Annotated in this window: 18 protein-coding genes; 2 read left to right on the forward strand and 16 right to left on the reverse strand. The window is 61.4% G+C overall.

The window, feature by feature from the left end; translation table 11 throughout:
* Entirely contained in the window at window positions 1-1,029 is a 1,029-nt protein-coding gene (locus tag PQR62_RS09500) for a Zn-dependent oxidoreductase (RefSeq protein WP_408157207.1), read from the forward strand.
* Between the two features lie 328 nt (window positions 1,030-1,357).
* On the forward strand, window positions 1,358-1,693 hold the full coding sequence (locus PQR62_RS09505; protein ID WP_408157208.1) for a hypothetical protein: 336 nt from the start codon (window positions 1,358-1,360) through the stop codon (window positions 1,691-1,693).
* Window positions 1,694-1,747: 54 nt separating this feature from the next.
* On the opposite strand, the gene PQR62_RS09510 is transcribed toward PQR62_RS09505, so the two are convergent.
* From PQR62_RS09510 to PQR62_RS09585, 16 genes are all read right to left on the reverse strand, one after another.
* Window positions 1,748-3,253 (reverse strand): DASS family sodium-coupled anion symporter, encoded by a 1,506-nt coding sequence (locus PQR62_RS09510; protein ID WP_408157210.1) that lies wholly within the window; start codon window positions 3,251-3,253, stop codon window positions 1,748-1,750.
* Between the two features lie 189 nt (window positions 3,254-3,442).
* Window positions 3,443-4,471 carry an alcohol dehydrogenase AdhP gene (adhP, locus tag PQR62_RS09515; RefSeq protein WP_408157212.1) on the reverse strand — a complete coding sequence of 343 codons (1,029 nt, stop codon included), beginning with the start codon at window positions 4,469-4,471 and terminating at the stop codon, window positions 3,443-3,445.
* A 157-nt stretch (window positions 4,472-4,628) separates the two neighbouring features.
* Entirely contained in the window at window positions 4,629-5,603 is a 975-nt protein-coding gene (locus PQR62_RS09520) for a FecR domain-containing protein (RefSeq protein ID WP_408157214.1), read from the reverse strand.
* Window positions 5,600-6,133 (reverse strand): sigma-70 family RNA polymerase sigma factor, encoded by a 534-nt coding sequence (locus PQR62_RS09525; protein ID WP_408157216.1) that lies wholly within the window; start codon window positions 6,131-6,133, stop codon window positions 5,600-5,602. Before PQR62_RS09525 ends, PQR62_RS09520 begins: the two co-directional genes overlap by 4 nt.
* Window positions 6,134-6,383: 250 nt before the next feature.
* Window positions 6,384-7,190 carry a tetratricopeptide repeat protein gene (locus PQR62_RS09530; protein WP_408157218.1) on the reverse strand — a complete coding sequence of 269 codons (807 nt, stop codon included), beginning with the start codon at window positions 7,188-7,190 and terminating at the stop codon, window positions 6,384-6,386.
* Window positions 7,191-7,210: 20 nt separating this feature from the next.
* Entirely contained in the window at window positions 7,211-7,897 is a 687-nt protein-coding gene (locus tag PQR62_RS09535; RefSeq protein ID WP_408157220.1) for a Fe2+-dependent dioxygenase, read from the reverse strand.
* A gap of 174 nt (window positions 7,898-8,071) precedes the next feature.
* The gene (locus PQR62_RS09540) at window positions 8,072-10,324 is read right to left on the reverse strand and encodes a TonB-dependent receptor (RefSeq protein WP_408157222.1); all 2,253 of its coding nucleotides are present in this window, start codon (window positions 10,322-10,324) and stop codon (window positions 8,072-8,074) included.
* A 273-nt stretch (window positions 10,325-10,597) separates the two neighbouring features.
* Window positions 10,598-11,221 (reverse strand): Fur family transcriptional regulator, encoded by a 624-nt coding sequence (locus PQR62_RS09545; protein WP_408157224.1) that lies wholly within the window; start codon window positions 11,219-11,221, stop codon window positions 10,598-10,600.
* A gap of 5 nt (window positions 11,222-11,226) precedes the next feature.
* Complete coding sequence (locus tag PQR62_RS09550) at window positions 11,227-13,638, reverse strand: TonB-dependent siderophore receptor (RefSeq protein ID WP_408157226.1); 2,412 nt, start codon at window positions 13,636-13,638, stop codon at window positions 11,227-11,229.
* Window positions 13,639-13,957: 319 nt separating this feature from the next.
* Complete coding sequence (locus PQR62_RS09555; protein ID WP_408157228.1) at window positions 13,958-14,878, reverse strand: serine hydrolase domain-containing protein; 921 nt, start codon at window positions 14,876-14,878, stop codon at window positions 13,958-13,960.
* Window positions 14,879-14,994: 116 nt separating this feature from the next.
* Window positions 14,995-16,638 (reverse strand): hypothetical protein, encoded by a 1,644-nt coding sequence (locus PQR62_RS09560; RefSeq protein WP_408157230.1) that lies wholly within the window; start codon window positions 16,636-16,638, stop codon window positions 14,995-14,997.
* 98 nt (window positions 16,639-16,736) lie between these two features.
* Window positions 16,737-18,782, reverse strand: coding sequence for a TonB-dependent siderophore receptor (locus PQR62_RS09565; protein WP_408157232.1), 2,046 nt, complete (start codon window positions 18,780-18,782; stop codon window positions 16,737-16,739).
* Window positions 18,783-19,124: 342 nt separating this feature from the next.
* Complete coding sequence (locus PQR62_RS09570; protein WP_408157234.1) at window positions 19,125-21,581, reverse strand: TonB-dependent siderophore receptor; 2,457 nt, start codon at window positions 21,579-21,581, stop codon at window positions 19,125-19,127.
* Window positions 21,582-21,697: 116 nt separating this feature from the next.
* Window positions 21,698-22,687 (reverse strand): FecR domain-containing protein, encoded by a 990-nt coding sequence (locus PQR62_RS09575; RefSeq protein ID WP_408157236.1) that lies wholly within the window; start codon window positions 22,685-22,687, stop codon window positions 21,698-21,700.
* Window positions 22,684-23,190 carry a sigma-70 family RNA polymerase sigma factor gene (locus PQR62_RS09580; RefSeq protein WP_408157238.1) on the reverse strand — a complete coding sequence of 169 codons (507 nt, stop codon included), beginning with the start codon at window positions 23,188-23,190 and terminating at the stop codon, window positions 22,684-22,686. Before PQR62_RS09580 ends, PQR62_RS09575 begins: the two co-directional genes overlap by 4 nt.
* Before the next feature lie 164 nt (window positions 23,191-23,354).
* The gene (locus tag PQR62_RS09585) at window positions 23,355-24,302 is read right to left on the reverse strand and encodes a cation diffusion facilitator family transporter (RefSeq protein WP_408157240.1); all 948 of its coding nucleotides are present in this window, start codon (window positions 24,300-24,302) and stop codon (window positions 23,355-23,357) included.

Here is a 24,302-nt window from a genome sequence, read left to right on the forward strand (position 1 = left end):
ATGCTCAGTATCGTCGTTGAAAAACCTCACCAGATCGCCGTCATTGAACGGCCCCTGCTCGAACCGGCCGCGGGCCAGGTGCGCGTACGCGTGCGCTATGCCGGCATCTGCGGCTCCGACCTGCACATCTACCATGGCCAGAATCCTTTCGCGGTCTATCCGCGCGTGATCGGCCACGAGTTCGTCGGCCGCATCGACGCGGTCGGCGCCGGGGTCGATGCGGCACGTCTGGGTCAGCTGGTGGCGGTCGATCCGGTGGTCAGCTGCGGCGAATGCTATGCCTGCTCGGTGGGCCGTCCGAACGTCTGCAACCATCTGGAAGTGTACGGCGTACACCGCGACGGCGGCTTCTCCGAAGCGGTCTGCGTGCCCGCCGCGAATGCCTACGACATCCCGGAATCCATCGCCGAAAGCTGCGCCGCCATCATCGAGCCGTATGCCGTAGCGGCCAACGTGCTCAATCGCACCGGCGTGTTTCCCAATGACGTGGCACTGGTCTATGGCGCCGGGCCGATCGGCCTGACCGTGGTCGAAGTGCTCAAGGGCGTCTATGGCGTGCGCACCATCGTCACCGACCGTCTGGATGAGCGGCTGGAACTGGCGCGTGTCTGCGGCGCCGACGAGGTGGTCAATACCGGCCGCGAATCGATCACCGACGCACTGGCGCGTCTGGGCGTGGAGCGTGGACCGACCTTGATCATCGATGCCGTCTGCCACCCCACCATTCTGGAAGAAGCCGTACGCATCGCTGCGCCGGCCGCACGCATCGGCTTGCTGGGATTTTCTTCCGAGCCATCCGCCATCCCGCAGCAGGAACTGACCAAGAAGGAATTGTCACTGCATGCATCGCGCCTGAACTGCGCCATGTTCCCGCGCGTGATCGAGTGGGTCAGCAAGGGCCTGGTGCGTCCCGAAAAGATCATCACGCACCGGGTCGACTTCCGTGATGTCGCCAAGGCCTTCGAGATCGTGCAAAAGGACCCGAAGAACAGTTGCAAGGTGTTGCTGGATTTCGCACCTGTCGAATGATGTGCAGCATGCCGGCAAGTCTCCCGGGATTTGCCGGCATTACCCTGGCCGCGCTCACACGGCCGCGCTTCCGCTCTGCAGTTGAAAGCCGCTCCCCCCTGTCCGTCCCTCCTCCGATATCCGCCTCGCACAAAGAATCCGCAAAAAATCACACCAGACATTGATCCGGACACGGGTAGCTTGACGTGCGATGGGCCTAATATGAGGTGCTGGTCTGATCGCCGCCGTAGTACGGCCGATATGTTTCGGCCGGCGCGACCAGATACGGACGGTTCGCAAGGAACCGCCTTCTGCGGGAATGCTCCCGATCAATTCAAGAGGTGAAGCTATGAATGACAAACCCGGCGCCGAGCGCCAGACTCATGCGGAATGGGAAAAGGATCTGGAAGCGGTCGATCTCGAAATCGTCAGGCTGGCGATCATCTGCCAGGTACGCCTGCTCGATCCGGGCATCATCTCGCATGTGCTTGATGATCAGGCCTGGGTCTGCGGCACCGAACATCCGAACGCGTTCAAGAGTCTGCGCGGGCTGCTGTTTTTGCACTATGACATGCAGCAACGCATGGTCGAGTCCTATGGCAAGGTCGACACGGCCGAGATTGTTCTCAGAGTGAGAGAGCATCTGGCGCCGCGCATCAGCGATCAGCTGGGAAGCCTGTCCTGAAGACGCAGGCCGATCGCCGGGATCGATACCGCGCCGGCGGTCTGTTGATCTGGCTTACCAGTAACCCAGAATCTTCCACCAGATGCTGCCGAACACGCTGAAGATCAGCAGCTCGATCACGCACATCACAAAGCCCACGCGCCACCAGGTGCCCATCGTGACATAGCCGCTGCCGAAGATGATGGGCGAGGTGCCCGTGGCGTAATGCGTGAGCGTCATCATGATGGCCGAACCGGCGGTCATCATCAGCATGAAGGGCGCCACATATTCGTTCGGCAGCAGTTGTGCGCCGACCGTAAGGAAGGCCAGCAACATCGCGCTGACGTGGGCAGTGGTGCTGGCGAAGAAGTAGTGCGAGAACACAAACACCAGCAATAGCACTGCGGCAATTGAGGGCCAGCCCATGCCGCTGGCGACAATGGCGTCTTTCATGCCGCCCGAGAACCAGGCGATCACGCCGGTCTTGTTCAATTGTTCAGCCAGCATGACCAGCGCGCCGAACCACACCAGCGTATCCCAGGCGCTCTTTTCCGACAGGACATCGTCCCAGTCTATGGTGCCGGTGATGATCAGCGCAAACAGGCCGACGAAAGCGACCACCGTCGGATCCAGCGTGAAGGCCGGGCCGAACAGCATGGCCGGCACGTTGGCCCACAGCAGCAGCAGCATGGCGAAGGTGCCCAGCATCACGCATTCCTTGGGCGCCAGCGGCCCCATGCGGGTCAGTTCGGCGCGCGCATATTCGACCGCGTTGGGAGTTGCCTTCAGCTCCGGCGGCGACAACAGATAAATCACCAGCGGCATCAGCAGCAGACACAACAGGCCCGGCAGCAGCATGCAGGTGGCCCAGGCAGTCCAGGTCAGATGCAGGTTCTGGTGCGTGGCCCTGGCCACGTAATCCACGACCAGCGGATTCGGCGCCGTGGCGGTCAGGAACATCGCCGAGGTGATCGGATTGGCGTGATAGTTGACCAGCGCCAGATAGGTGCCGACCTTGCCCTGTGTCCCCTTGGCCGGATCGGACTCGAAGGCGTTGGCAATCGATTTCATGATCGGATGCACGATGCCGCCGCCGCGCGCCGTATTGCTGGGCGTGAACGGCGCCAGCACCAGTTCGCAGATGGCCAGACCGTAACCTATACCGACCGTTTTCTTGCCGAACAGGGAGATGAAGATGAGACCGATGCGGCTGCCGAGACCGGTTTTCTTCAGGCCGCGCGAAATCAGGATGGCGACCACGATCAGCCAGATCAGCGGATTGGAAAAGCTGCTGAGCGCATCGGCAATCGCGCCCTTGGATGAACTTGACGTGACTTGCGACAGCGAGACGATGACGATCGCCATCATCGCCATCACACCGATAGGCATCACCTTGAGAATGATGGCGACGATCGTGGTCAGGAAGATTGCCACCAGCGTCCAGGCCTTGGGCGTGAGACCCGCGGGCGCCGGAATCAGCAGCAGCGTGATCAGCACCGCGGTGGCAATCAGGGCCGGCACCAGCTTGAACGGCACGGCCTGATTGAAGTAGCGGAACGTCCTTTTGACATATGTCAGCATCGATATAACCCTGTTGTCGTTTTCGGAGTCTGGTTCCGGCTGCCACGCGGATGCACTGGCGGATGATGGCTTGCATATCTCCTTCGCGGCGCGTGCACGTCGGCACGCTACGCTGATGTACGACAGCCACGACGCGCATTGCCTGAAACGGCAACGCGCTCTGTTTTTACGTCTGGCGCAGCGCGCCGCTCAAGCGGCGAAATCCAGCACCACCCGCCCTTCGATTTCGCCGCGATGCATGCGTGCGAACACATCGTTGATGTTGTCCAGACTATCGGTCGAGACGGTGGCCTTGACCTTGCCTTCATTGGCGAATATCAGCGATTCCTGCAGATCGAGCCGGGTGCCGACGATGGAGCCGCGCACGGTGATGCCGTTCAACACCATGTCGAAAATCGACATCGGGAAATCGCCCGGCGGCAAGCCGTTCAGCGACACCGTACCGCCGCGCCTGACCATGCCCAGCGCCTGCGAAAATGCCTTGGGCGACACCGCGGTGACCAGCACGCCATGCGCGCCGCCGATTTCTTTCTTGATCACCGCCACCGGATCGGAAGTCCTGGCGTTGACGGTCAGCGCCGCGCCCAGACGTCTGGCCAGCGCCAGCTTGGCGTCGTCGATATCCACCGCGACCACGTTCAGCCCCATGGCCTTGGCGTATTGCACCGCCATGTGGCCGAGACCGCCTATGCCTGAAATCACCACCCAGTCGCCCGGCTTGGTATCGGTGACCTTGAGTCCCTTATACACGGTAACGCCGGCGCACAGGATGGGCGCGATCTCGACGAAGCCGATCTCTTTCGGCAGATGGCCGACATAGTCGGCATCGGCCAGCGCGTATTCAGCGAAACCGCCGTTGACCGAATAGCCGGTGTTCTGTTGCGATTCGCACAAGGTTTCCCAGCCGCCCAGACAATGCTCGCAATGGCCGCAGGCCGAATACAGCCAGGGAATCCCGACGCGGTCGCCGGCCTTGATATGTTTGACGCCGGCGCCGACCTCCGCCACGTAGCCCACGCCCTCATGGCCGGGAATGAAAGGCGGATTCGGTTTGACCGGCCAGTCGCCTTCGGCTGCGTGCAGGTCGGTATGGCACACTCCGCATGCTTCGATCTTGACCAGCACCTGCCCGGCGCCGGGCGTCGGCACGGGAACGTCTTCGATCTGCAATGGCTTGCCGAATGCCCGGACCACGGCGGCTTTCATCATCTTGCTCATCATCGTTCCCTTGTATTCACGTCATCAACGTTCAGGGTTCAACAATGAGTCAATTCAGTTCCGCTTGTATTGAGGCACATCAAGTGCCGGGCAATCAAAAGCGCGACCAGGACGTCGCCAGTATCGGCAAGGCCTTGCGAATTGAAAGTTCAGCGCCTCAGGTGCGCGCGGGCGTGTCGCTCAGCGGCAGCACGCTGACCCAGTAGCGGGTACGCATCAGCACCTTGACCGGCAGCGTATGCTGAAGGGTGCTGAGGATGCGGTCGGTGTCGGCCAGCTGGAACACGCCTGAAATGCGCAGGTCGGCGACAGCGGCGTCGCACATCAGCACACCCTCGCGGTAACGCCCGACTTCCGTCAGAAAATCGGCCAGCTTCATATTGTCGGCGTAGATGCTGCCGTCCAGCCAGCTGGTCTGCGCCGGATCGATGGCGCCGGCCTGGCCGATCTTGCCCGCAGAGAAATTGACGCGTTGCCCGCTCAGCAGTCTGGACGCCGGCACGCCGCCTGCAGGCGTAAGTTCGACGCTGCCTTTGACGACTGCCAGTTGGCTGAATTGCCGCTGGCGACGCAGCACAAATTGCGCATCCTGCAAACGCAGCCAGCCGTCATCGGTGGCGACGATCAGCGGCCTGCGTTCGGCAACGGCCTGCACAAATATTTCGCCCTGCCTGAGACTGACCCGCCGCAGCTCATTGCTGAAATCGACCTTCAATACACTGTCGGTATTGAGCACGATGCGCGTGCCGTCGGTCAGCGCAATGGTTTTGCGTTGACCGACATCCGTTGCATGCGACAGGCTGCCGTCGCGGCTGTTCCGATACAGCATCCAGGCCAGCGGAGCGACGAAGACGGCGGCGACGCCGGCCTTGATCAAATGGCGCCGTTTGAGTTCGGTTTTTCGATGGAGGGTCCGGCTGAATTCGGCCGGGATGATGCGCATCTTGCCGAGCAGGCCTTCGGCCTTTTCCCAGGCTTGCTGATGGGCGGGACTTTGCTGCTTCCAGCGCAACCATTCCGCCTGCTGCCGCGGACTCATTTCGCCCGCGTGGAATTCGGTCAGCCAGCGTGCGGCTTCTTTGAGAATGCCGGGGTCGATATATTGATGGGTCGCCGTCGATCGCGTGCTCATTGCATGGTCAGCAGACACTGCTCGAATGCGGCGCTCATGTAGCGCTTGACGGTGCGTTCGCTGACATCCAGAGCGGTGGCGATCTGTGCATAGCTCAAACCGTCCAGTTGCGACAGCAGAAAGGCTTCACGTGTTTTTGCCGGCAACGCATCAAGCAAGGCATCGATTTCCTGCAGAGCTTCGAAAATCAGCAGGCGCTGCTCCGGCGACGGCATCTGCGCCTCCGGAATCATGGCCAGCGCTTCCGCATAGGCGCGCTCCAGCGATTGCCGTTCATAGAAGTTGACCAGCAAGCGCTTGGCGACGGTGCGCAGATAAGCGCGCGGCTCGTCAAGCTGGCTCAGCGTGTTGCCGTCATGCAGCCGGATGATGCGCAGGAAGGTGTCCTGTGCGATATCGCTGGCGCTGTCGACGCTGTCCAGCTTATGCCGCAGCCACGACTCCAGCCAGCGATGATGCTGGCGATAGAGATCGCTGACCTGAGCGGAAAACTCATCGGCGACGGGCTGCTTGGCGCACAAGGTGGACATTCTGAGCGTATCGGGATCGTGATTAGATGATTGATCGAATCGAAATCAAATTTTTTTTGCAAAAATATCGATTTATTATAATAACAATGATTCGCATTAACAAATTCAATCGCACTTTCGGACGACTTCTTGCCTGCGCTGCGTAGTTTTAATGAGACGTTGCACGCCGATGTCACAGACGGAAAGTCGAAAAAAATGCCTGCAATTGCAGGCATGGAAAGGCTGGCTTGCATCAATGGCCGCGCCTCTGCTACGCGATGGAAATCGAGAGTGTGGCTGCGCCTCCAGCCGGCGCAGCAGACGGACCATCGCCGTCCACGCCGTGCAGCAAACGCTGCGCAAAGCTGCGAAAGGCTGCATGCGCCGACAACTGTAATTCATAGCCGATCTTTTTCATGAAGGCGGCGGTCGAGGTCTGCGGCACCCGCGCCATCCAGCGCATCGCCTCGTCGATACGGCCACGTTCGGCCAGCATGCAGGCGTAGCTGTATTGCCCGCGAAAATCGCCGGCCTCGGCCGACGCTCGGTAGTACTTGAAGGCGATATTGCGGTCCGCCTGCACCACGATGCCTTCTTCGTAATAGCGGCCGATCAGGTTGAGCGACTTGGCGTGTCCCGTCTGCGCCGCCTGGCCGTACCACGACAAGGCCTGTGCATGATCCTGCGCCACCCCGCGGCCGGTGGCCAGCAGATTGGCATAGTTGTACATGCCCCAGTCCAGCCCGGCCTGCGCCGCCTTGAGAAACCACAAGGCCGCCTGCGTCAGATCGACGGAGGTGCCCCAGCCGTGTTCCGCGCAACGGCCGCGCATGTTCATCGCCATCGCATGCCCCTGCTGCGCCGCCTGGCAAAAATGGCGATACGCCAGCGCAGCATTCTGCGCCACGCCGCGACCATCCAGATACAGTTGCCCCAGCAAGGCCTGCGCATGGGCATCGCCCAGGCCGGCAGCACTTTGCAGCGAGCGCGCCAGTTCCTCCGGCGGCCCGGCCAGCAAAGCCTGCCATTGCTGCGTGCTGATGCCGTCCAGCGCGCGTTTGTCCTGCGGAATTGTCATGCGCGCTTCTGTCATTTCTGTCATGTGTTGGCCCATTGGCGAATCAGGTTGTGATACACGCCGATCAACGCGCGCCGCGCGGTGTCGTCGGCTTGTGTCGCATTCAGTGTCTGGATTGCGTTATCCATGTCGAACAGCAGGCTGCGCCGGCCGTCGTCGCGCACCAGACTTTCTATCCAGAAGAAACAGGCGACCCGCACACCGCGCGTGATCGGCATCACCTGATGCAGACTGGTGGCCGGATACAGCACCATGTCGCCGGCCGCAAATTTGGCGCGATGGCGACCGTAGGTATCCTCGATTTCAAGTTCGCCGCCTTCATAGTCTTCCGGTTCGCTGAGGAACAGCGTGGCCGACAGATCGGTGCGGATCTTGCGTCCGCCGTGTGGCGGAAAGCGGATGCTGCCATCGATATGCGCACCAAAGCTCATGCCCTCGCCATAGCGATTGAACATGGGTGGATAGATCGCGTTCGGCAGCGCCGCGCTGATGAACAGGGAATGCCCCTCCACTGCCGCCAGCACGATTTTCTGGCATGCCTGCGCGACCTCCGAGCGTTCGTCGATCTGTTGATTGAACTTGACCGGCGCCCCCTGATAACCGGCAGTCGCCCGGCCATCCACCCAGGCCGCACCTGCTTCGTCCAGACGCTGCCGCAGCGTCTGCAATTCCTGCTGATCAAGCACATGGGGAATCCGAACTAACATGTCTCTTCCTCTGCCCGCTCTCTTTGTTGCACCGAAACGATAAGCATAAAAACAATCTTCAAACGAAAAATTCCTGCAGCGGAAAAATCCGCCGCAGGAACAAGCCCATGCCGTCCCGGAATGACGCGTTCTCACATTACGCGCCATCACCGGCTTCACCTCAGACCTGCTGCATCAATACTTCACATTCAGCGCCAGTGTTGCCGAGCGGCCCGGTGCAATCGACGCATAGTGCGATGCGTAGGCCTGGTTGTAGTAGACCTTGTCGCTCAGGTTCTGAATGTTCAGCTGCAGGCTCATGTTCTTGTCGATCACGTAGCTCGCCATCGCATCGAAGCGCGTATAGCCGGGCACCCATTTGGTGTTGGCCGTATTGCCGTAGACCCTGGAGGTGTAGAACGCACCGCCGCCGACGCTCAGCCTGGGCATGACCATGTAGGTGCTCCACAGGCTGAAGCTGTTCTTCGGGATGTTAGCGAACTGCTTGCCGTTGGTGGTGCTGGCATTGCCGCCGTCCACGATCTTGCTGTTCATGAAGGTATAGCCGCCGAACAGCTGCCACTTGGCCGTCAGATTGCCGGCAAAGCCCAGTTCAAGGCCATCGACCTTGTAGTTGCCGGCCAGTTGCGTGGTGCCGTCGGCCTGAGTCACGCGCGCATTGACCTTCTCGGTACGGAACAGCGCCGCAGTCAGCGACAACTTCTTCTCCATCACGTCCCACTTGGTACCCAGCTCGTAGCTCTTGCTGCGTTCAGGATCGAGGTTCTGATTGGCCGCGCTGATACTGCCGTCGGAGGTGCCGTCGTTGGTGTTCAGGCCGGCCGGATCGGACGAGGTGCTGTAGTTGACATAGATGCTGCCGTTTTCCGCGGGCTTGAAGACGATGCCGGCCTGATAGTTGATGAAACTGCTCTTGCTGTACAGGTCGCTGGCGGCAGTCGCTGCAATCGCCACGCCGGTCGGACTGGCGGCGGCGGTGATGGCGGGAGCGGCATTGGTCCTGGAAGTCGAGCGATAGCTGTCGTAACGCAGACCGGCATTGATCGACCATTGCTTGTTCAGCTCTGCGTTGTCGAACATGTAGACCGAGTAGGTATTGGCAGTGGCATAGGTCGGACGGTTGGCCTGGCCGATGTAGCCGTTCCAGGGATCGTTGGGATTCGGACTGTACAAGCTGGTGCAGTTGTAGCTCGATGCGGCGCCGGTGCCGGCCAGACAGGCAGCGGTGCCGGTCGAGGTGCGCACCCAGTAGCTGTCCTTGGTGGATTCTTCGCGCGACATTTCAAAGCCGACCGAGAAGTTGTTCTTGACCGAACCCAGCATGAATTCGCCATACAGTTCGGTCTGGTTCTGGATGTTGTTGCCGTCGTTGATGCGCGTGTTGGCGCGGCGCCAGACCTGACCGTTGTAGGCATTGCCCTGGCTGTCATCCGGCTGCGTCCAGATGTAGTTGTACGAAGTCTTGGTGTAGCGCGTGGTGTTGCGCACGTGCAGCTTGACGTCGAAGTCATGCTCGATGCGCGCAGTCGCGATATCGGCCTGAGTCTGACGGAAGTCGCGGTCGGCCAGCCCGTAGAAGGCATTGCGATTGACATTGTAAGGACTGCCGTCGCCGTTCAGTGCATTGCCGGCGCGCGGATTATTGTAGGGAATGCCGCTGTCCGGCAGATCGTCGGATTGCATGTGGTAATAGCTCAGCGTGACGCGGGTCGGCGAATTCAGGCCCAGCGTCAGGGAAGGAGCAAAGCCCCAGCGGCTGTTGAAGATGGCGTCGCGGCCGGCCACGCCGGAGTCGTGATACATGGCGTTCAGGCGGATCGCGGCGTTGTCGCCCAGCAGATAATTGCCGTCCGCGGTCAGGCGCTTGTAGTTGTCGGTGCCGATACCGATGCTGCCTGCGCTGAACTGCTCCTTCATCGGCGCCTTGCTCACCAGATTGATGCTGCCGCCGGTGGAGCCGCCGCCGCCGAAGGCGGAGCTGGCGCCCTTCACCACTTCAACCGATTCGACGTTGAAGATTTCACGCGACTGCGAACTCAGGTCGCGCATGCCGTCGACATAGGTGCTGCTCTGCGCATCGAAACCGCGAATGAAGGGACGGTCGCCGACCGGGTTGCCGCCTTCGCCGGCGCCGAAGGTAATACCCGGCGTGGTGCGCAGCGCTTCCACCAGCGAGGTAGAACCGGTCTGGCTCATCACTTCGGAGGTGATGACGGTCACGGTCTTGGGCGTATCCAGCAAAGGCGCTGTGAATTTGCTGGACGATGCGGTATCGGCCTTGACGCTGCTGCCGCTGCTTTCGGTCACGGTGATTTCCGGCAACGATGCCGCTTCGCCGCTAGTCTGCGCATGCGCATCCTGCAGCATGGCCTGGCTGCCGAACGTGGCAAACAGCGTTGCCGCTATCGGGGTGAATCTGCGATCCATGTACTTCCTTCCGCTCTGTTGTTATGTGCGCTGTCTGGCTGGCTGAAACGGAAGAACCGATGGCTGGCGGAACGCTGGTTGAAAACAGTGGCGAACATTTCCGGAGCGGAAACGCTCACCGCTAATCGATACAAAATCCTTGCTGAAAATGAGGCGCCAGCTACAGCCCGCTTCAAAAAAAAACGGCGCAAAAGCGCTCCCCTGCGGCCTGACCGGAGTCGCCGCAATGATGGACTTCAAACAGTGTTGATCAGGCCGGATCGGCTCGCTATCTCAGCCTGGCTTGCTCCCCGCAGCGCAATCGCTGCAAGTGATGTGCACCGTGAGCGGCGCGGCAGCGGGCGACAGCCCGGCGCGCGCGCCCTGACGCAACAATTCTTCTTCCAGCGTGCCGGATTCCAGCATCACGGTGCGCCGGCAATGCACGCACACCATGCGGCAATGTCCCACCGTGGCCTGAGACGACAAGCCTGACGATGATGACGGCGACAACCGTGACGATGGTAGCGACGCCCCCGTCTGCGGCGCCGATCTGATCCAGTAGAGATATTTGACGTCGTCGCCGTCCATGTTCCAGCTGCGCTGAAGCACGCCCTCCTGAGTCAGGTCCTTCATCACGCGGTAGACGCTGGCCAGACTCAGCTTCTGTTCGCGCGTCAGCATGGCCTGATACACGTCTTCCACACCCATCCTGCTACGCGGCGAAGCGGCCAGCAATTGCAGCACGTACAAGCGACCGCTGCTGGGCCGCACATGCATGCGCCGCAGATGTTCGCGGGCCTGACTGAGCGCGGCTGCTTCCGCTTTCGCTTCCGCGTCTTCGGTCACTGCCACGGCAGGCGGGAACGCAGCCTCGCCAGAGGGTGCGAATGCAGCTTCAGAATGAGATAGCAACATGGCGGTCAATACCTGAAATGGGCGCTGAGCACGGCGGAACGTCCCGCCGCGATGGTCGCGTAGACCGGATACGAGCTGTCGTAATACAGCTTGTCCGTGAGGTTGTAGAGATTGAGTTGCAGCTCCAGATTGGCGTTGGCCTGCCATGCCAGCATGGCGTCGAACTTGGTGTAGGCCGGCACGTAATTGGTGTTGGCGGAGTTGGCGTAAAGCCGGTCGCTGTAGGTAAGGCCGGCGCCGACTCTGAAGCCGGCCGGCAAGCGATAGCCTGACCACAGCGTCAGCGACCGGCGCGGCGTCAGTGGAAAAATATTGCCGTCGTTGGCGCTGGTCGGGCCGTCATCGTTGATGCGACTGTCGAGATAACTGTAACCGGCCGCCATGCTCCAGTCGGCGCTGATGTTGCCGCGCGCGCCGAGCACCAGACCTTTCACGGTTTGCGTGCCGCCATTGACCGAACCGCGACCGATGGAAATGCGGGCATTCGTCTTCACCGCGCGGAACATCGCGGCACTCAAGACCATGCTGCGACCCGGCGCGTTGCCGACATCCCATTTGACGCCTGCTTCGATATTGCGAATGCGTTCGGGCTCCAGATCCTGATTGGCGGCGGAGATGACATCGCTGCCCTGCCCGCTGTCGGAGCCGACCGGATTGGCAGCGGTGGAAAGCGTGCCGTAGACGCTCAGATTGTCGGCCGGCTTGAAGATCAGGCCGAGCTGATAGCTCCAGAATGCGGAGCGCTTGCTCAAGCTGCTGGCGCCTTCCGTGCTGGTGGAAAAACGGTCGTAGCGCAGGCCGCTGTTGAGCAGCCAGCGCGGACTCAGCGTGCCGGTGTCTGCGGCATACAGCGAGACCGTGTCGGAGGTGGTGGTCAGCACACCCGTCGCGGAATCGGGCTGAGCGACACTGCCGGTCCACGGCCCGGCGGGATTCCAGCCATACAGCGACGTACAGTTGTAGGCGACCTCGCAACCGGCGCCGCTGATGATGTCGTTGCCGGCGCTGTCGCGTACGTCGTAGTTGCTGCGCTGGCCGCGTTCGCGACTCAGCTCCAGTCCGGCGACGAATCGGTGGCTGACGGCGCCGGTCGCGAAGTCGCCGCTCAACTGGGTCTGATTCGACATCGCACGCATGTCGAACACTGCGCTCTTGGCCTGCAGTTGCAGCAGATCGCTGCCGCTGCCAGTGCCGGCCCATTGCGGATTGGTGGCGATGAAATCCATCGCCGAGGCTGAATATTGCGTCAGATTGCGCAGACGCATGCCGCCGTCGAGCTTGTGCACGACTTCGACCTGGGCGATATCGGCCGAGCTGCGGATGAAGTCGCGGCTCAGCAAACCATAGAAGCGATCGCGGCCGACATTGATCGGCGCGCCGCCGCCCTGCGCATAAGGCACCGAATAGTCGGGCATGTCGTCGGTCTGCAGATGGTAGTAACTGAGCGTGACGCGGGTCGGCGTGTTGAGCCCGAAGCTCAGCGAAGGCGCGACACCCCAGCGGCCGTAGCTCACTTGTTCGCGTCCGGCCTTGGCCGAGTCCTGCCACATCAGATTGAGTCGGGCGGCGCTGGTGTCGTCCATGCGGCGATTGACATCGACCGTGGAGCGCCGGTAATCGGCGCTGCCGACGCCGAGGCTGGCATCGAAGAAATTGTCTGCCTGCGGCGTCTTGCTGACAATGTTGACGCTGCCGCCGCCGGCGCCGCGACCGCTGTAGATCGAGCCCGGCCCTTCGATCACCTCGATCTGTTCGACCGCAAACACTTCGCGGCTTTGCGCGCCCGGACTGCGCATGCCATCCACGAACAAGGAATTGCTGGAATCGAAACCGCGAATGAAGGGACGATCGCCGCCCGGTGCGCCCAGCGCATCGGCGCCCTTGAAGGTGATGCCGGGAATGCTGCGCAAGACATCGGCCACCGAGCCGGCCTGCATGTCCTTGATCAGCTCGGCCGGGATCACGGTGACCGAGCGCGGCGTATCGAGCAGCGAGGCGGTCAGCTTGTGCGGCTGCGTTTCAGCGCCCGCACCATTGCCAGCGGCGGCCGGGCGCACGGTCACCATCGGCAGACTGCTTTCCTGCTGCATGCGCTGAACAGGCTGAGTAAGCTTCTCGCCATCCGGTGGCGTGAGCAGCTGCAGCACGAAATCGCCCTTGCCTTGCATCACTGCCCGAATGCCGGTGCCGCGCAATACGATCTCCAGACCTTCAGACACTGAATGGCGGCCCTGCAGTCCCGCGCTCGATTTACCTGCGGCGATTGAAGGCTGATAGGACAGCGTGATGCCGGCGCGCGTCGCAAAGCTGCCCAGAACCTGGGACAGCGACGCCGGCGCGATTGAAAACTCAATCCGCGCGGGCGCTTGCGGCACTTGTTGCTGAGCTACAGACGTAGCGGCACCGACGTTCGTCACTGCGAGCATCCCCTCAAGAATCAATGCAATCCAGACAAGGCCTCTCATCGGCTTTGCCATCCATTTTCTGCAGCAAGGCACATACTGATTCCGTATCACGAATCATCCTCATTGATATTCAGTGCTTGCTTGTTCATGTGCATGACAGGCGAGGTGCAAAAAGGGGACACAAAAAGATGAAATTGATTTTCCGGCGGCAGCGCCTGGCTCTGCGCCATCAGGCAGACACGTGACGGATACGATGAAAATTACCGAAGAGAAACATACACTGGACCACGCAACACCGCGCAACGCGGCGCCGACGCATGCCGCGCCTTGTTCAAGCCGGCAGGCTGGCTGCCGTTTTATGGGCAGCCCATTCGACCACCGCCTGGTCGCCGACCGCTGCGAAACAGGCAACGGTGCAGGCACGTTCGGGAAAACGATACACGGCGGCGACGCTTCCGGGGCCGGAGCCGGTATGGCCGATGCTGCGCCCGGCCGGACCTGACTGCGCGATCATCATCCCCAGGCCGTAGCCGAAATCGACACCAGGCCGGCCCGGCAAGGTGTTGCCCAGCGGCCGCATGCGCAACATCTGCTCCAGCAAGGGCGCCGGCAACAGTTGCCCGTCGAGCAGACGATCCAGCAACAAGGCAGCCGAGGCCGGCGTGCCCGTCAGCAAACCGTGATACACCCAGCGCGGATGATAGTCGCCGGGATTGCCGCAGTCAGTGGCAAGCAAATCTTCAGGCGTTTCGGCCAGCGCCACATCACCGGTATCGGAGCTAGCCAGCGGTTTGAAAACCAGCATGTCCAGCGCCGACTGCAGATCGCTGCCGACCGTAGCTTCGATCAGCTGCCGCACCAGCAGATAGCCGGTATTCGAATACGCCCAGCCCTGCCCCGGCGCGAACTGCAGTTGCTGATGCTGAACCCGCTCCAGCATTTCCACCACCGTCCAGGGCGCGTCCTTGCGTGCGACGGCGTGTGCGTAGTCAGAAAGATCGCTGTAGTTGGGTATGCCGGCGGTATGGCAAAGCAATTGCCTGAGCGTGTAGCCCTGAGCAGCGAGCGGCGCATCGAGGCCCACTCGGCCATCACGCACCAAGGCCAGCGCGGCGGCGGCCAGCACGGTTTTTCCGAAGCTCCACCAGAGCACCGGACGCGCCTGAGGATCCGCAGCGATCAGTTTGCCGTCACGGACGACGGCGCTGCGAACAGTATCTGGAGTGGCTCTGGAAATGGTGACTGGGCTCATGGAGAAATTCGGCTGCACGGGCCACCATTTTATATCCGTGTGCTGTACAGGCCCGAGTTGTGCAGTCGATGCGAACAACGAAGGCCGAGCAGAGAAAGAGAAAAGAAGCAGCCGGATCAGCTCAGGGAATAGTCGGCGCTCTTCAGCGCGCCGGGATCGGAATTCAGCAAGGCCAGCGCACCGATGCGCGACATCAGTTGCAAGCGACGCTCCTCATTCTGCATGCCGGACGTGTCGGGTGTGCCGCCAGCGATCTGCGCCAGTCGCAGCTGCGCAGCAAAATCGGTGGAGCGCGAGGTCTGCAAAGGCGTGGTCTCATCCTTGATCAGCTTGCCCAGTTCATAGCTTGAGACGCGCGTCTTGCGGCTGGCGGTCTGCTGCAACAAGGCCTGGACCAGCGCCCCCTGATCGTAGGCAATATGCAACGTGCTGTCGGCCCGATCGTCGATCTGGTGATAGCTATAGTTCTGCGACTGCTTGTCGGTGCCCAGCTTGAGCGGCAGGTCTGCCAGCAAAGACTGGTGATACGCAGCCTGCAGGCGCGCGCTCTGCTGCTGCACGATGCGACGCCCGGCCTGATCGCGCCCCGCCACGGTGGTCTGCTGCGATACCTGATACGAGAAACTGTCGACCTCTTCCGGATGCAGCGGATTGATGGACTTGGTGGCTTGCGTCACCGTCGCCGAGAAATCGGCCAGCCCGCTCAGCATGCGGCGATCCGCAGCATCGGGCGCGACGGCGGCACCGCGCTGCCCATCCGCAGAAGCTTGCTTGCCGACATTTGAGAGCATCTGGGCGAAGCCATCCTTGAACATCGTCATCAGCGATTCATCACCATGGCCGCGTTGCCGGGCCTGATCGAACTGCTGCAGATAATGCGAGATGGCGCCGGCCTGCTGCTGCGCGCTGCCGGACAAGGCCGGATTGCTCAGATCCACCGCCAGCTTCAGAGCGCCGGCCGGGCCGCTGGTGTTGAGCGTGCGCGCCCGGCTGTCTGCATGAAAATCGATGGACTGGCTTTCCTGGTCCAGCTTGGCGTGCAGCTCAAGCGACCCAAGCTGCGCGCTGTCGAATTGCGTGAGCGCATCCAGATTGAGGCGCGGCGGTTGTGCACTCAGGCCATCGATGGCCGCCTGAAATGCATCGGCCAGCTTGCCGAGCGCGGCACGCTCGGCATCACTCAGCGTGCCGCTGATATCGATCTGCACCGCCAGACCTGCGGCGCTGCTGCCCAGACTCAGGCCGACCTTGGCGCCGCTGGTGGTGACGATATCCAGCGCGATGCGATTGTCGGCATAGCGATGCGCCTGTTGTTGCAAGACCTGCTGCACCACGCTGTCATGTTGCTGCGCGACGTCCGACAAGACCACCGACTGCGAGAAGTTGCCACCGCCGGCGGCGATGCTCTCCAGCAGCGATTTGCCCAGCGCATGAAAACGCGATGCGGTGGACGCGCTCTGCGCATTGCGTCCCAGCAAGCTGCTGACCGCATCGCCGCCGGCGTTTTCCCATACCGCGATCTTGGGCGCCGGCGTCAGAACGCCGGCCGCAGAATAAGTCTGCAAGGTATGCACGGCATTGCCGCCCGCGTTGCTGGCAAGCGTGACGACCGCACTACCGGTCGGCTGGCTGGTGACGGCCGCCACTGCGGACGTGGCGACAGCAGCCGTTGAAACAGAGGCCGGCAGTGAGACGCTAAGCGGAGCAACAGTGGTCATGGCGTGGAAGGAAATACGGCGATCGACATGATCGCCACCCATGCACTAACGGCACCCGCGCGCGAAGCTTGAGATGCTGAGACGCCGCGTTTCGGAACGCTGTGTCTCAGTGCTTCAAGAGCGGACGCCGGTTGGTGCAACTAGAGATCCAGCTTGAGGGTCGCGACGATGCTGCGTTCCGCCCCCGGCGTCACGTAGAGATTGTTCCATGAGGAGGTGTAGTAATTGCGGTTGAACAGATTGTGCACATCGACTGAAACGCGCGCGGTCTTGTTGATCTGCCAGTAGCTGATCAGCTTCACGGTGGTGTAAGACGGCAGCGAATACGTGTCGGCGGCATTGCCCGAACGATTGCCCACGTAATTGAGTCCGCCGCCCAGACCATAACGGCCACCGTTGGCCAATGCATCTTCGCGGATCGCCAGCAAGCCGCCGCTCAGCTTCGGGATATTGGCCAGACGGCTGCCGATGGCCAGCGTGTTGTCCTTGGTCACGCGCGCATCGGTCCAGGCGAAGTTGCCGGTGAGGCGCCAGTTGGCATTGATCTGCCCGTACACATCCGCTTCAAAGCCGGTGCTTTTGACTTCGCCGGCCGCCACCGAATACCCCGGCACGTTGCTGCTGGTCAGCACATTGGTCTTGGTGATGTCGAACACGGCAAAGTTGGCGCCCAGGCGCTCGTCCAGCGTCTGCAATTTCCAGCCGGCTTCATAGGCGGTCGAATACTGCGGATCGAAAGGCTTGCCGTTGATGTCGGTGCCGCTGTTGCCCCGGAAGGATTTGCCGACCGAGACATACATCGAACTCCAGTTGTTGGGCAGATAGGTCACGCCGGCGCGCGGCGACACGGCGCTCTGCTGTTGCGAAGTGTCGGTGCGGGCAACGCGGTTCTGCACGCTCTGCTTGTATTGATCCCAGCGCAGACCGCCCAGCAGTTTCCATTGGGGCGAGAGGCTGATCTGATCCTGCGCAAACAAGGCCTTGACGCGTTGCCGCTCGTCCGAGCTGGAAGTAAGACTGGTCAGCGCCGGCGCAGGTGTGCCGTAGACCGGGTTGTAGATGTCGATCGGATAGTTGGCCGAACGCAGGATTTCAGTATTCATCCAGAGCGTGGAAGCCTCGGCGCCGAACAGCACGGTGTGGCCGATGGCGCCGGTATTGAATTTGCCTTCCAGCTCGCCCTGGAAGGAGATATCGCGCGAGGGCAGCTGACGCCAGGTCGCCTGGCGATTGAGCGTACGATTGTCGGCGGCCAGCGAAGTCGCCTCGGTGTAGCGGCCGTCGAAGCTGCTTTCCTTGTAGCTGGCGCCGACGCGGGTGCGCCAATGCTCCGACAGCGTGCGGTCCAGCGTCAGCTGATGCGTATTGCTGGTCAGCGTCATGTTGCCGTCGGCCGGCTCGTTGAGCACGCGGTCGCGCGGCAACGTGCCGAGTACGCCGCGTACATTGATCACGCCGCGATCCAGCGGCGTATTTGCGCGCAGGAATTCGGCTTCGTAATTCAGCAGCGTGCGGCTATCGATCACCCAGGAGAAAGAAGGCGCGATCAGCGTGCGCTTGTTGCTGAGCAGATTGGAGCGGCTGTCGCCCTCCTCCGCCATCAGGTTGAGACGATAGGCAAAGTCCTTGCTGACCGGGCCGGTGCTGTCGAAGGTGGAACGGCGCAGACCGCGGCTGCCGATGCTGAAGTCCGCCACATTGCGCGGGGTGAACTCTGGTTTCTTGGTAACGATATTGATGGTGCCGCCCGGCTCGCTGCTGCCGTAGACCGCCGAGGCCGGGCCCTTCAGAAATTCGAAACGTTCCACCGTCGCCGTGTCGCGCGGCGCGTTATAGCCGCGCGATCCGGGAAAGCCGTTGACCAGAAAGCCCATGTCGGTACTGCTGAAACCGCGGATGCCGAAATTGTCCCAGGTGCCGCCGAAGTCGTTGAGGCGCGCAATGCCGCTGACGAAATCGACCACATCGGCCAGGCGGACCGCGCCTAGATCTTCAATCTGCTGAGTACCGATCACGCGCACGGATTGCGGTACTTCACGCAACGGCGTGTCGGTGCGCGTGGCGCCGCTGCTGCTGACCGGGTTATAGGTGCGGCCGGCGCGCTCGGAAACCACATCCACCGTCGGCAGGGCCGTCTCGGCGCTGTCGCCGGCACTGGATTGGGCGCCGGCAAAAGGTGCCGCCATCAGCAGACCTGTGGCCAGCAAACGTGCGGAGGCGCGAGCGGAGATCCGCGCAGAATTCGACGTGCAATTGCGAAAATACATAAAAATCCGTAAAGAATCGAAAACCCGGAAATATAAATGAGAATTCATCTCATTTGTGAATTTTCTTTACGAGTGTAAGTTCGCATATCCTGATTTTTATCAATATCTGCAAGGGATTGCGTAGCAAATCAGTATGCGAGTCGATCTGCTCTCTTATTGATCTGAAAACTATCCCCCGGCTAATCACCTTCGCTCTTTTTTGGTCTCCGAAAAACTGCTGCCGTCAAGTACAGACGACAGCCGTTCTGCATCACGAAAAAACTACCAGCGATAAGTCAGGGTCGCCAGAATCGAACGTGGCTCGCCGTAGCGGCAACCGGTGGAGGCGACGCATTGCACGTAGTCCTTGTTCAGCAGATTCTTGGCGTTGACCTTCAATTGCACGCCGCGCAGACGGCTGCTGATCTGTTGCAGGTCGTAGGCCAGCATGGCGTCGAACAAGGCACGCGCCGGAGCCGGATCGCTGACGCCGGCAATCGGTGAGCTGCTCAGATAACGCACGCCGAAGCCGGCTTTCAACCCATGTGCGCCCGCCTTCGAAAAGTCATATTGCAGCCAGGCCGAGGCTGAGTGATACGGCACGCCGGAGACGCGCTGACCGACCTCTGCAGCGACATTGCTCCTGGTGGTGCGGGCGTCGGTGTAGGCGTAGTTGGCGATGGTTTCGAGCTGGCCGAACTGAGCGCGCGCTTCCAGTTCTGCACCACGCGAACGCATTTCGGCGGTCTGCACCGAGTAGCTGGTATCGACCGGATCCACGGTCAGGCCGTTGGTCTGATTGATCTGATACACCGCCGCGCTGAACAAGGCATTGCTGCCCGGCGGCTGATAACGGATGCCTGCTTCATACTGCTCCGCCTCGGTCGGCTTGAAGCGTGCGCCGCTGCGGTCGGTGCCGGCTTGCGGCACGAAAGACTGACCGAAGCTGGCGTAAGGCGCGAGGCCGTTATCGGCCAGATAGACCAGGCCGGTGCGACCGGTGAACGCCTGGTCGCGCGCATTGGTGACCGCTTGCGTGCGATAGGCCGTGACCGAGCTGTCGACCCAGTCCTGACGACCGCCGATCAGCAGCACCCATTTGTTGTCCAGCTTGATCTGGTCTTGCAGATACAGGCCGAACTGTGTGGCCTGAGTCTTGCTGCCGTTGTCCACCGATGTGATGACCGGCGTGGCGCCATAGACTGGATTGTTCAGGCTGATGCCGCTGACGCTGCCGGCGTAACGGTGTGAAGAATAATTACTGTCGAAATAGTCGAAACCGACCAGCAGCTTCTGCCTTAGACGGCCTTCGCCGATATCGATTTCCAGCGACGTGTCGGCGGTCAGGCCGTCCGACTTTTCCGCCCGATTGACTACCCCGCGCGACATGATGCCGGTGGTGGCATTGAGCGTACCGTAGGACAGATAATTGAAACTTGCGTCGGCATTGAAGTAGCGCAGATTGTGGCGCAGCTTGACCTGATCACTGACGGCGTGCTCGAACAAATAGCCCAACGAATAGACGTCGCTGTCGTAGCGATCGTAGTTTGGCTCGCCAACGAAGAAGCTGCGTGGAATACGGCCATTCAGCGTCAGCGCTGAGGAGGCCGGCGCCACGAAGCGCGTACGCATTTCCTGATAGTTGGACAGCAAGGTGAGCGAAGTACGTGCGGATGGCGCCCAGGTCAGCGCACCGGCCAGATAGCGCTTGTCGTCGTTGATGTAGTTGACCGAGGTGTCGGACTCACGCGCCAGTGCGCTGAGGCGGTAGCTCCACACGCCGTCGTCGGTCAGCGCTCCGGCGAAGTCGCCGGTCATCTGTTTGCGGTCATTGCTGCCGACATCGGCGCTCAGTTCATGATACGGCTCGACAGTCGGCCGCTTGCTCACGGTGTTGATGACGCCGCCGGGACTGAGCTGACCGTACAGCACCGAAGCTGCGCCACGCAACACCTCGATGCGCTCCAGACCGAAGGGCTCTTGCGAGCCGTCGTAGACGCTGGGTTGATATTTCATGCCGTCGCGCAGCATGCCGGTATTGGCATTGGCCAGATTGAAGCCACGGATACGGACATCATCCACCATGCGATTGAAGGATGAGGCCTGACCGACCACGCCCGGCGTGTATTCCAGCACCTCCGACAGCGAACTGGATTTGCTTGCCTCGATCTGGTCTGCAGTCGCCACCGACAGTGACTGCGGTGTTTCCAGGATGGGTGTATCGGTCTTGGTGGCGGAGCCGCCACGCTTGGCAACCAGGCCATGCAGCGGCCCGGTGATCGATTCGCGCTGCGCGGCGCCGGCCACAGTGATGGTCGGCAACGCCGAAGATGCGGACGACGGCAACGCCGCGACCAGTGCATAGCCGCCATCGGCCTTTAGCGCGGCGCTCAGACCGGATCCGCTCAATAGAACGGCAAAGCCCTCGGCCACCGTATAACGGCCGTTCAGCCCCGCCGTATTGCGCTTTTGCGTGATCTCCGGCTCGAACGACAGCAAGACCCCGGCGCGACGGGCGAAGGCGTTGAGACGCTGATCCAGAGGACCGGCAGGGATGTCGTAACTGAGGCGAGCTGCTTCATTGGCTTGCGCGTAAGCCGGCGCGCCGCCGTGCAGCATGGCGGCGCCAAACAATGCAGTCTGCAGCGCGAGGGCAATGCGGTGTCGGGAAAACAGCGGGCGGGCGGCTGATCGGCCGGCACGCGCCATGGCGGGAACGGATTGCTTGCGGTTATTCATGGTCGTCCTTGAATCGAATAGCGAGGGTGCTATCAGGTAAACCGGACGAGTCTTGAAAACCTGCAGAAAGGAATGAAAAAAACAGAAAAAATCTCAATACATCAGCCTGGCCCATGTCAGGCCGGCTTCAGGCTGATCCAGTAGGAAGTCAACATGTCGATCTTCACCGGCAGCGTGCGGGCCACCGCCGCCAGCACCTTGGCCGGTTGATTGAGCGGGAAAACGCCGGAGATCCTGAGATCGGCGACGGCATCGTCGCAGCGAATGCGACCGGGCAGATAGCGGTCCAGCTGCGCGACCAGCTCGCCCAGACGCATGCGATCCGCCACGATCATGCCCTCGGTCCAGGCGATACCATCAGTATCCGCCGGCACAATGTTGACGCGCGAAAGCAAGCCGCCGGCACTGAACACGGTTTGCTGTCCGGCGTCGAGACGCACAGCCTCGCCCGCCTGCTGCCGGCGGATTTCCACCGCGCCTTCGAATACGGCGACCAATACCGATGTTCCCTGATCCCATACGCGAAACTCCGTTCCCAAGGCCTGGATATCGCCAAACCGGGTCTCCACGATGAAAGGCCGGTAACGGCTGGCCGGATCGTGCGCGGTGGTAATCAGCAATTCGCCGCGATACAGACGAATACGGCGCCGGCTATCGCTATAGTCGGCGTCGAACGCGGTCTGCGTGTTCAGGTGAACGGCAGTGCCGTCGGCCAGTGTCACCTGGCGTTGCTCGCCGATGTCGCTGGCATAGCTCGCCAGCATGCTGCGCCAGGGCAGCAAGGCCTGGCTGCCCCATGCCAGCGAACCGACGCCGCATACGATGGAGAGCGTCTTGAGCGCAAAGCGACGGTTGTATTTGCGGCGCGCGGGGCTGTCGCCCAGCGTCGCATGGCTAAGGTCGGAAGGAAGACTCTGTACGCGCGTGGTCAGCGCCTGCAACCTCGACCATGCCTGTTCGTGTGCGGGCCGCGCGGCGCGCCAGCTGCTGCACGCCTGGTGATCGGCCGGCGTGGCTTCCCCCGAATGCAGTCGGACCATCCATTCAATGGCTTGCTTGACGCTCAGCTCGTCGGGTGCACTGCCGTCAGTCTGGCTGGCGCTCATTGGCAATACTGAACCTGGTAACAGGCGGCGAAGGCCCGCGTCATGTATTGCTGAACCGAACTGAGCGAGACCTTGAGTTCGGCGGCAATGTCGGCGTAGCTGAGACCATCCAGCTGCGACATCAGAAAAGCGCGTCGTACCTTATCGGGCAGACCGGCCAGCATGGCATCGATTTCATTGAGTGCCTGCAGCACCACCATGCGCGCCTCGGGCGAAGGCGACTGCGCTTCCGGCAAATGGCTCAGCGCGTCAAGAAAAGCCGCCTCCAGCGCGCAGCGCCGAAAATGATCGATGACCAGACCACGCGCGATGGTGGCCAGCAAGGCCTTGGCTTCGGTGAGGTAGAAGGCACGGCGGGCATCGATCACGCGCACAAAGGTGTCCTGCGCCAGATCCGCCGCATTCTCCGCATTGCCCATGCGATGCCTGAGCCATCCAAGCAGCCAGCCATGGTGCTGGCGATACAGGCCGGAAATGTCTTCGCTGGTAAGGGGAGTGTTCACGCGCAGGAGCCGCAGGCAATGATAGGAATGATTCTTATTATAGATTCATTCGCACCCGCAAGCCACCTTGCGTGCAGGCAAGCAATTCATATCAGCAGATGCATGCCAGCCAATGCCTCAACGCTGATATCAAGACCTTGCCGGCGCGGCCGCTTGCAGCAGGTTCACTGCGATCCTTCAGTTGCCGCCGGCACGCTTGCTTGCGCCGGTTCTGTCGGCACCGGATCGACATGCGTCATCACGTCCAGCACATGATGCGCGTCCATTACGCGCTGGCGCGCCGATTCGGCAATCGCATGCCCCTGGGTAACGGTTTGTGCACCGTCGATTTCCAGGTGCACATCGACCAGCGTCATGTCGCCCATCTTGCGCGTGCGCAGATCGTGTACGCCATAGACGCCGGGGGTCTGCGTCAGGGTCGCGCGTATGGCTTGCAACTCTTCCTCGGAAACCGCCTTGTCCATCAGATCGTTGAGCGCCGACCAGAAAAAACGCCAGCCCATGCGAATCACCATCAAGCCGACCACCGAAGCGGCGAGCGGATCGAGCAGCGTGAAGCCGAGCAGACTGCCGCCTATGCCCAGCGCCACCACCAGCGATGAGGCGGCGTCGGAACGCGCATGCCAGGCGTTCGCCACCAGCATGCTGGAGCGCACGCGCTGGGCCACGCCCAGCATGTAACGAAACAGCAGCTCTTTGCTCAGCAGCGCGGCCAGTGCCACCCACAAGGCCAGTACATGCACCGGCGGCGTATGGCCGAAGTTCTGGATCTTATGAATCGCCGAAAACAGCATGCCGATGCCGACCGCCAGCAGCAGGCCGCCCAGCGCCAGCGACGCGGCATTTTCATAACGTTGATGGCCATATTGATGATCGGCGTCGGCGCGCTTGCGACTGTGATGGGCGGCGAACAGCACCACGAAATCGGCGATCAGGTCCGACAGCGAATGCACGCCGTCGGCGATCAAGGCCTGGGAGCCCGAGAAAATCCCGGCGGCGATCTGTAGCGTGGTCAAGGCCACATTGACCACAATACTGACCATGGTGCTGCGGCGGCCGGCGCGAAATCTGAGTTCGGCCTCGGCAGCTGCTTCTTTTGCAGTACTTAGCAT

Origin of the sequence: Herbaspirillum lusitanum (assembly GCF_046025995.1) — a bacterium.
Lineage (GTDB): Bacteria > Pseudomonadota > Gammaproteobacteria > Burkholderiales > Burkholderiaceae_D > Herbaspirillum > Herbaspirillum lusitanum_A.

What these genes read in the sequence shown, in the direction of transcription:
- PQR62_RS09570 (WP_408157234.1), bottom strand. Translation starts at nt 21,581, where the DNA reads ATGAATAACCGCAAGCAATCCGTTCCCGCCATGGCGCGTGCCGGCCGA.
- PQR62_RS09575 (WP_408157236.1), bottom strand. Translation starts at nt 22,687, where the DNA reads ATGAGCGCCAGCCAGACTGACGGCAGTGCACCCGACGAGCTGAGCGTC.
- PQR62_RS09565 (WP_408157232.1), bottom strand. Translation starts at nt 18,782, where the DNA reads ATGGCGGCACCTTTTGCCGGCGCCCAATCCAGTGCCGGCGACAGCGCC.
- PQR62_RS09585 (WP_408157240.1), bottom strand. Translation starts at nt 24,302, where the DNA reads ATGCTAAGTACTGCAAAAGAAGCAGCTGCCGAGGCCGAACTCAGATTT.
- adhP (WP_408157212.1), bottom strand. Translation starts at nt 4,471, where the DNA reads ATGAGCAAGATGATGAAAGCCGCCGTGGTCCGGGCATTCGGCAAGCCA.
- PQR62_RS09510 (WP_408157210.1), bottom strand. Translation starts at nt 3,253, where the DNA reads ATGCTGACATATGTCAAAAGGACGTTCCGCTACTTCAATCAGGCCGTG.
- PQR62_RS09540 (WP_408157222.1), bottom strand. Translation starts at nt 10,324, where the DNA reads ATGGATCGCAGATTCACCCCGATAGCGGCAACGCTGTTTGCCACGTTC.
- PQR62_RS09530 (WP_408157218.1), bottom strand. Translation starts at nt 7,190, where the DNA reads ATGACAATTCCGCAGGACAAACGCGCGCTGGACGGCATCAGCACGCAG.
- PQR62_RS09555 (WP_408157228.1), bottom strand. Translation starts at nt 14,878, where the DNA reads ATGAGCCCAGTCACCATTTCCAGAGCCACTCCAGATACTGTTCGCAGC.
- PQR62_RS09520 (WP_408157214.1), bottom strand. Translation starts at nt 5,603, where the DNA reads ATGAGCACGCGATCGACGGCGACCCATCAATATATCGACCCCGGCATT.
- PQR62_RS09560 (WP_408157230.1), bottom strand. Translation starts at nt 16,638, where the DNA reads ATGGGTGGCGATCATGTCGATCGCCGTATTTCCTTCCACGCCATGACC.
- PQR62_RS09525 (WP_408157216.1), bottom strand. Translation starts at nt 6,133, where the DNA reads ATGTCCACCTTGTGCGCCAAGCAGCCCGTCGCCGATGAGTTTTCCGCT.
- PQR62_RS09505 (WP_408157208.1), top strand. Translation starts at nt 1,358, where the DNA reads ATGAATGACAAACCCGGCGCCGAGCGCCAGACTCATGCGGAATGGGAA.
- PQR62_RS09500 (WP_408157207.1), top strand. Translation starts at nt 1, where the DNA reads ATGCTCAGTATCGTCGTTGAAAAACCTCACCAGATCGCCGTCATTGAA.
- PQR62_RS09535 (WP_408157220.1), bottom strand. Translation starts at nt 7,897, where the DNA reads ATGTTAGTTCGGATTCCCCATGTGCTTGATCAGCAGGAATTGCAGACG.
- PQR62_RS09545 (WP_408157224.1), bottom strand. Translation starts at nt 11,221, where the DNA reads ATGTTGCTATCTCATTCTGAAGCTGCATTCGCACCCTCTGGCGAGGCT.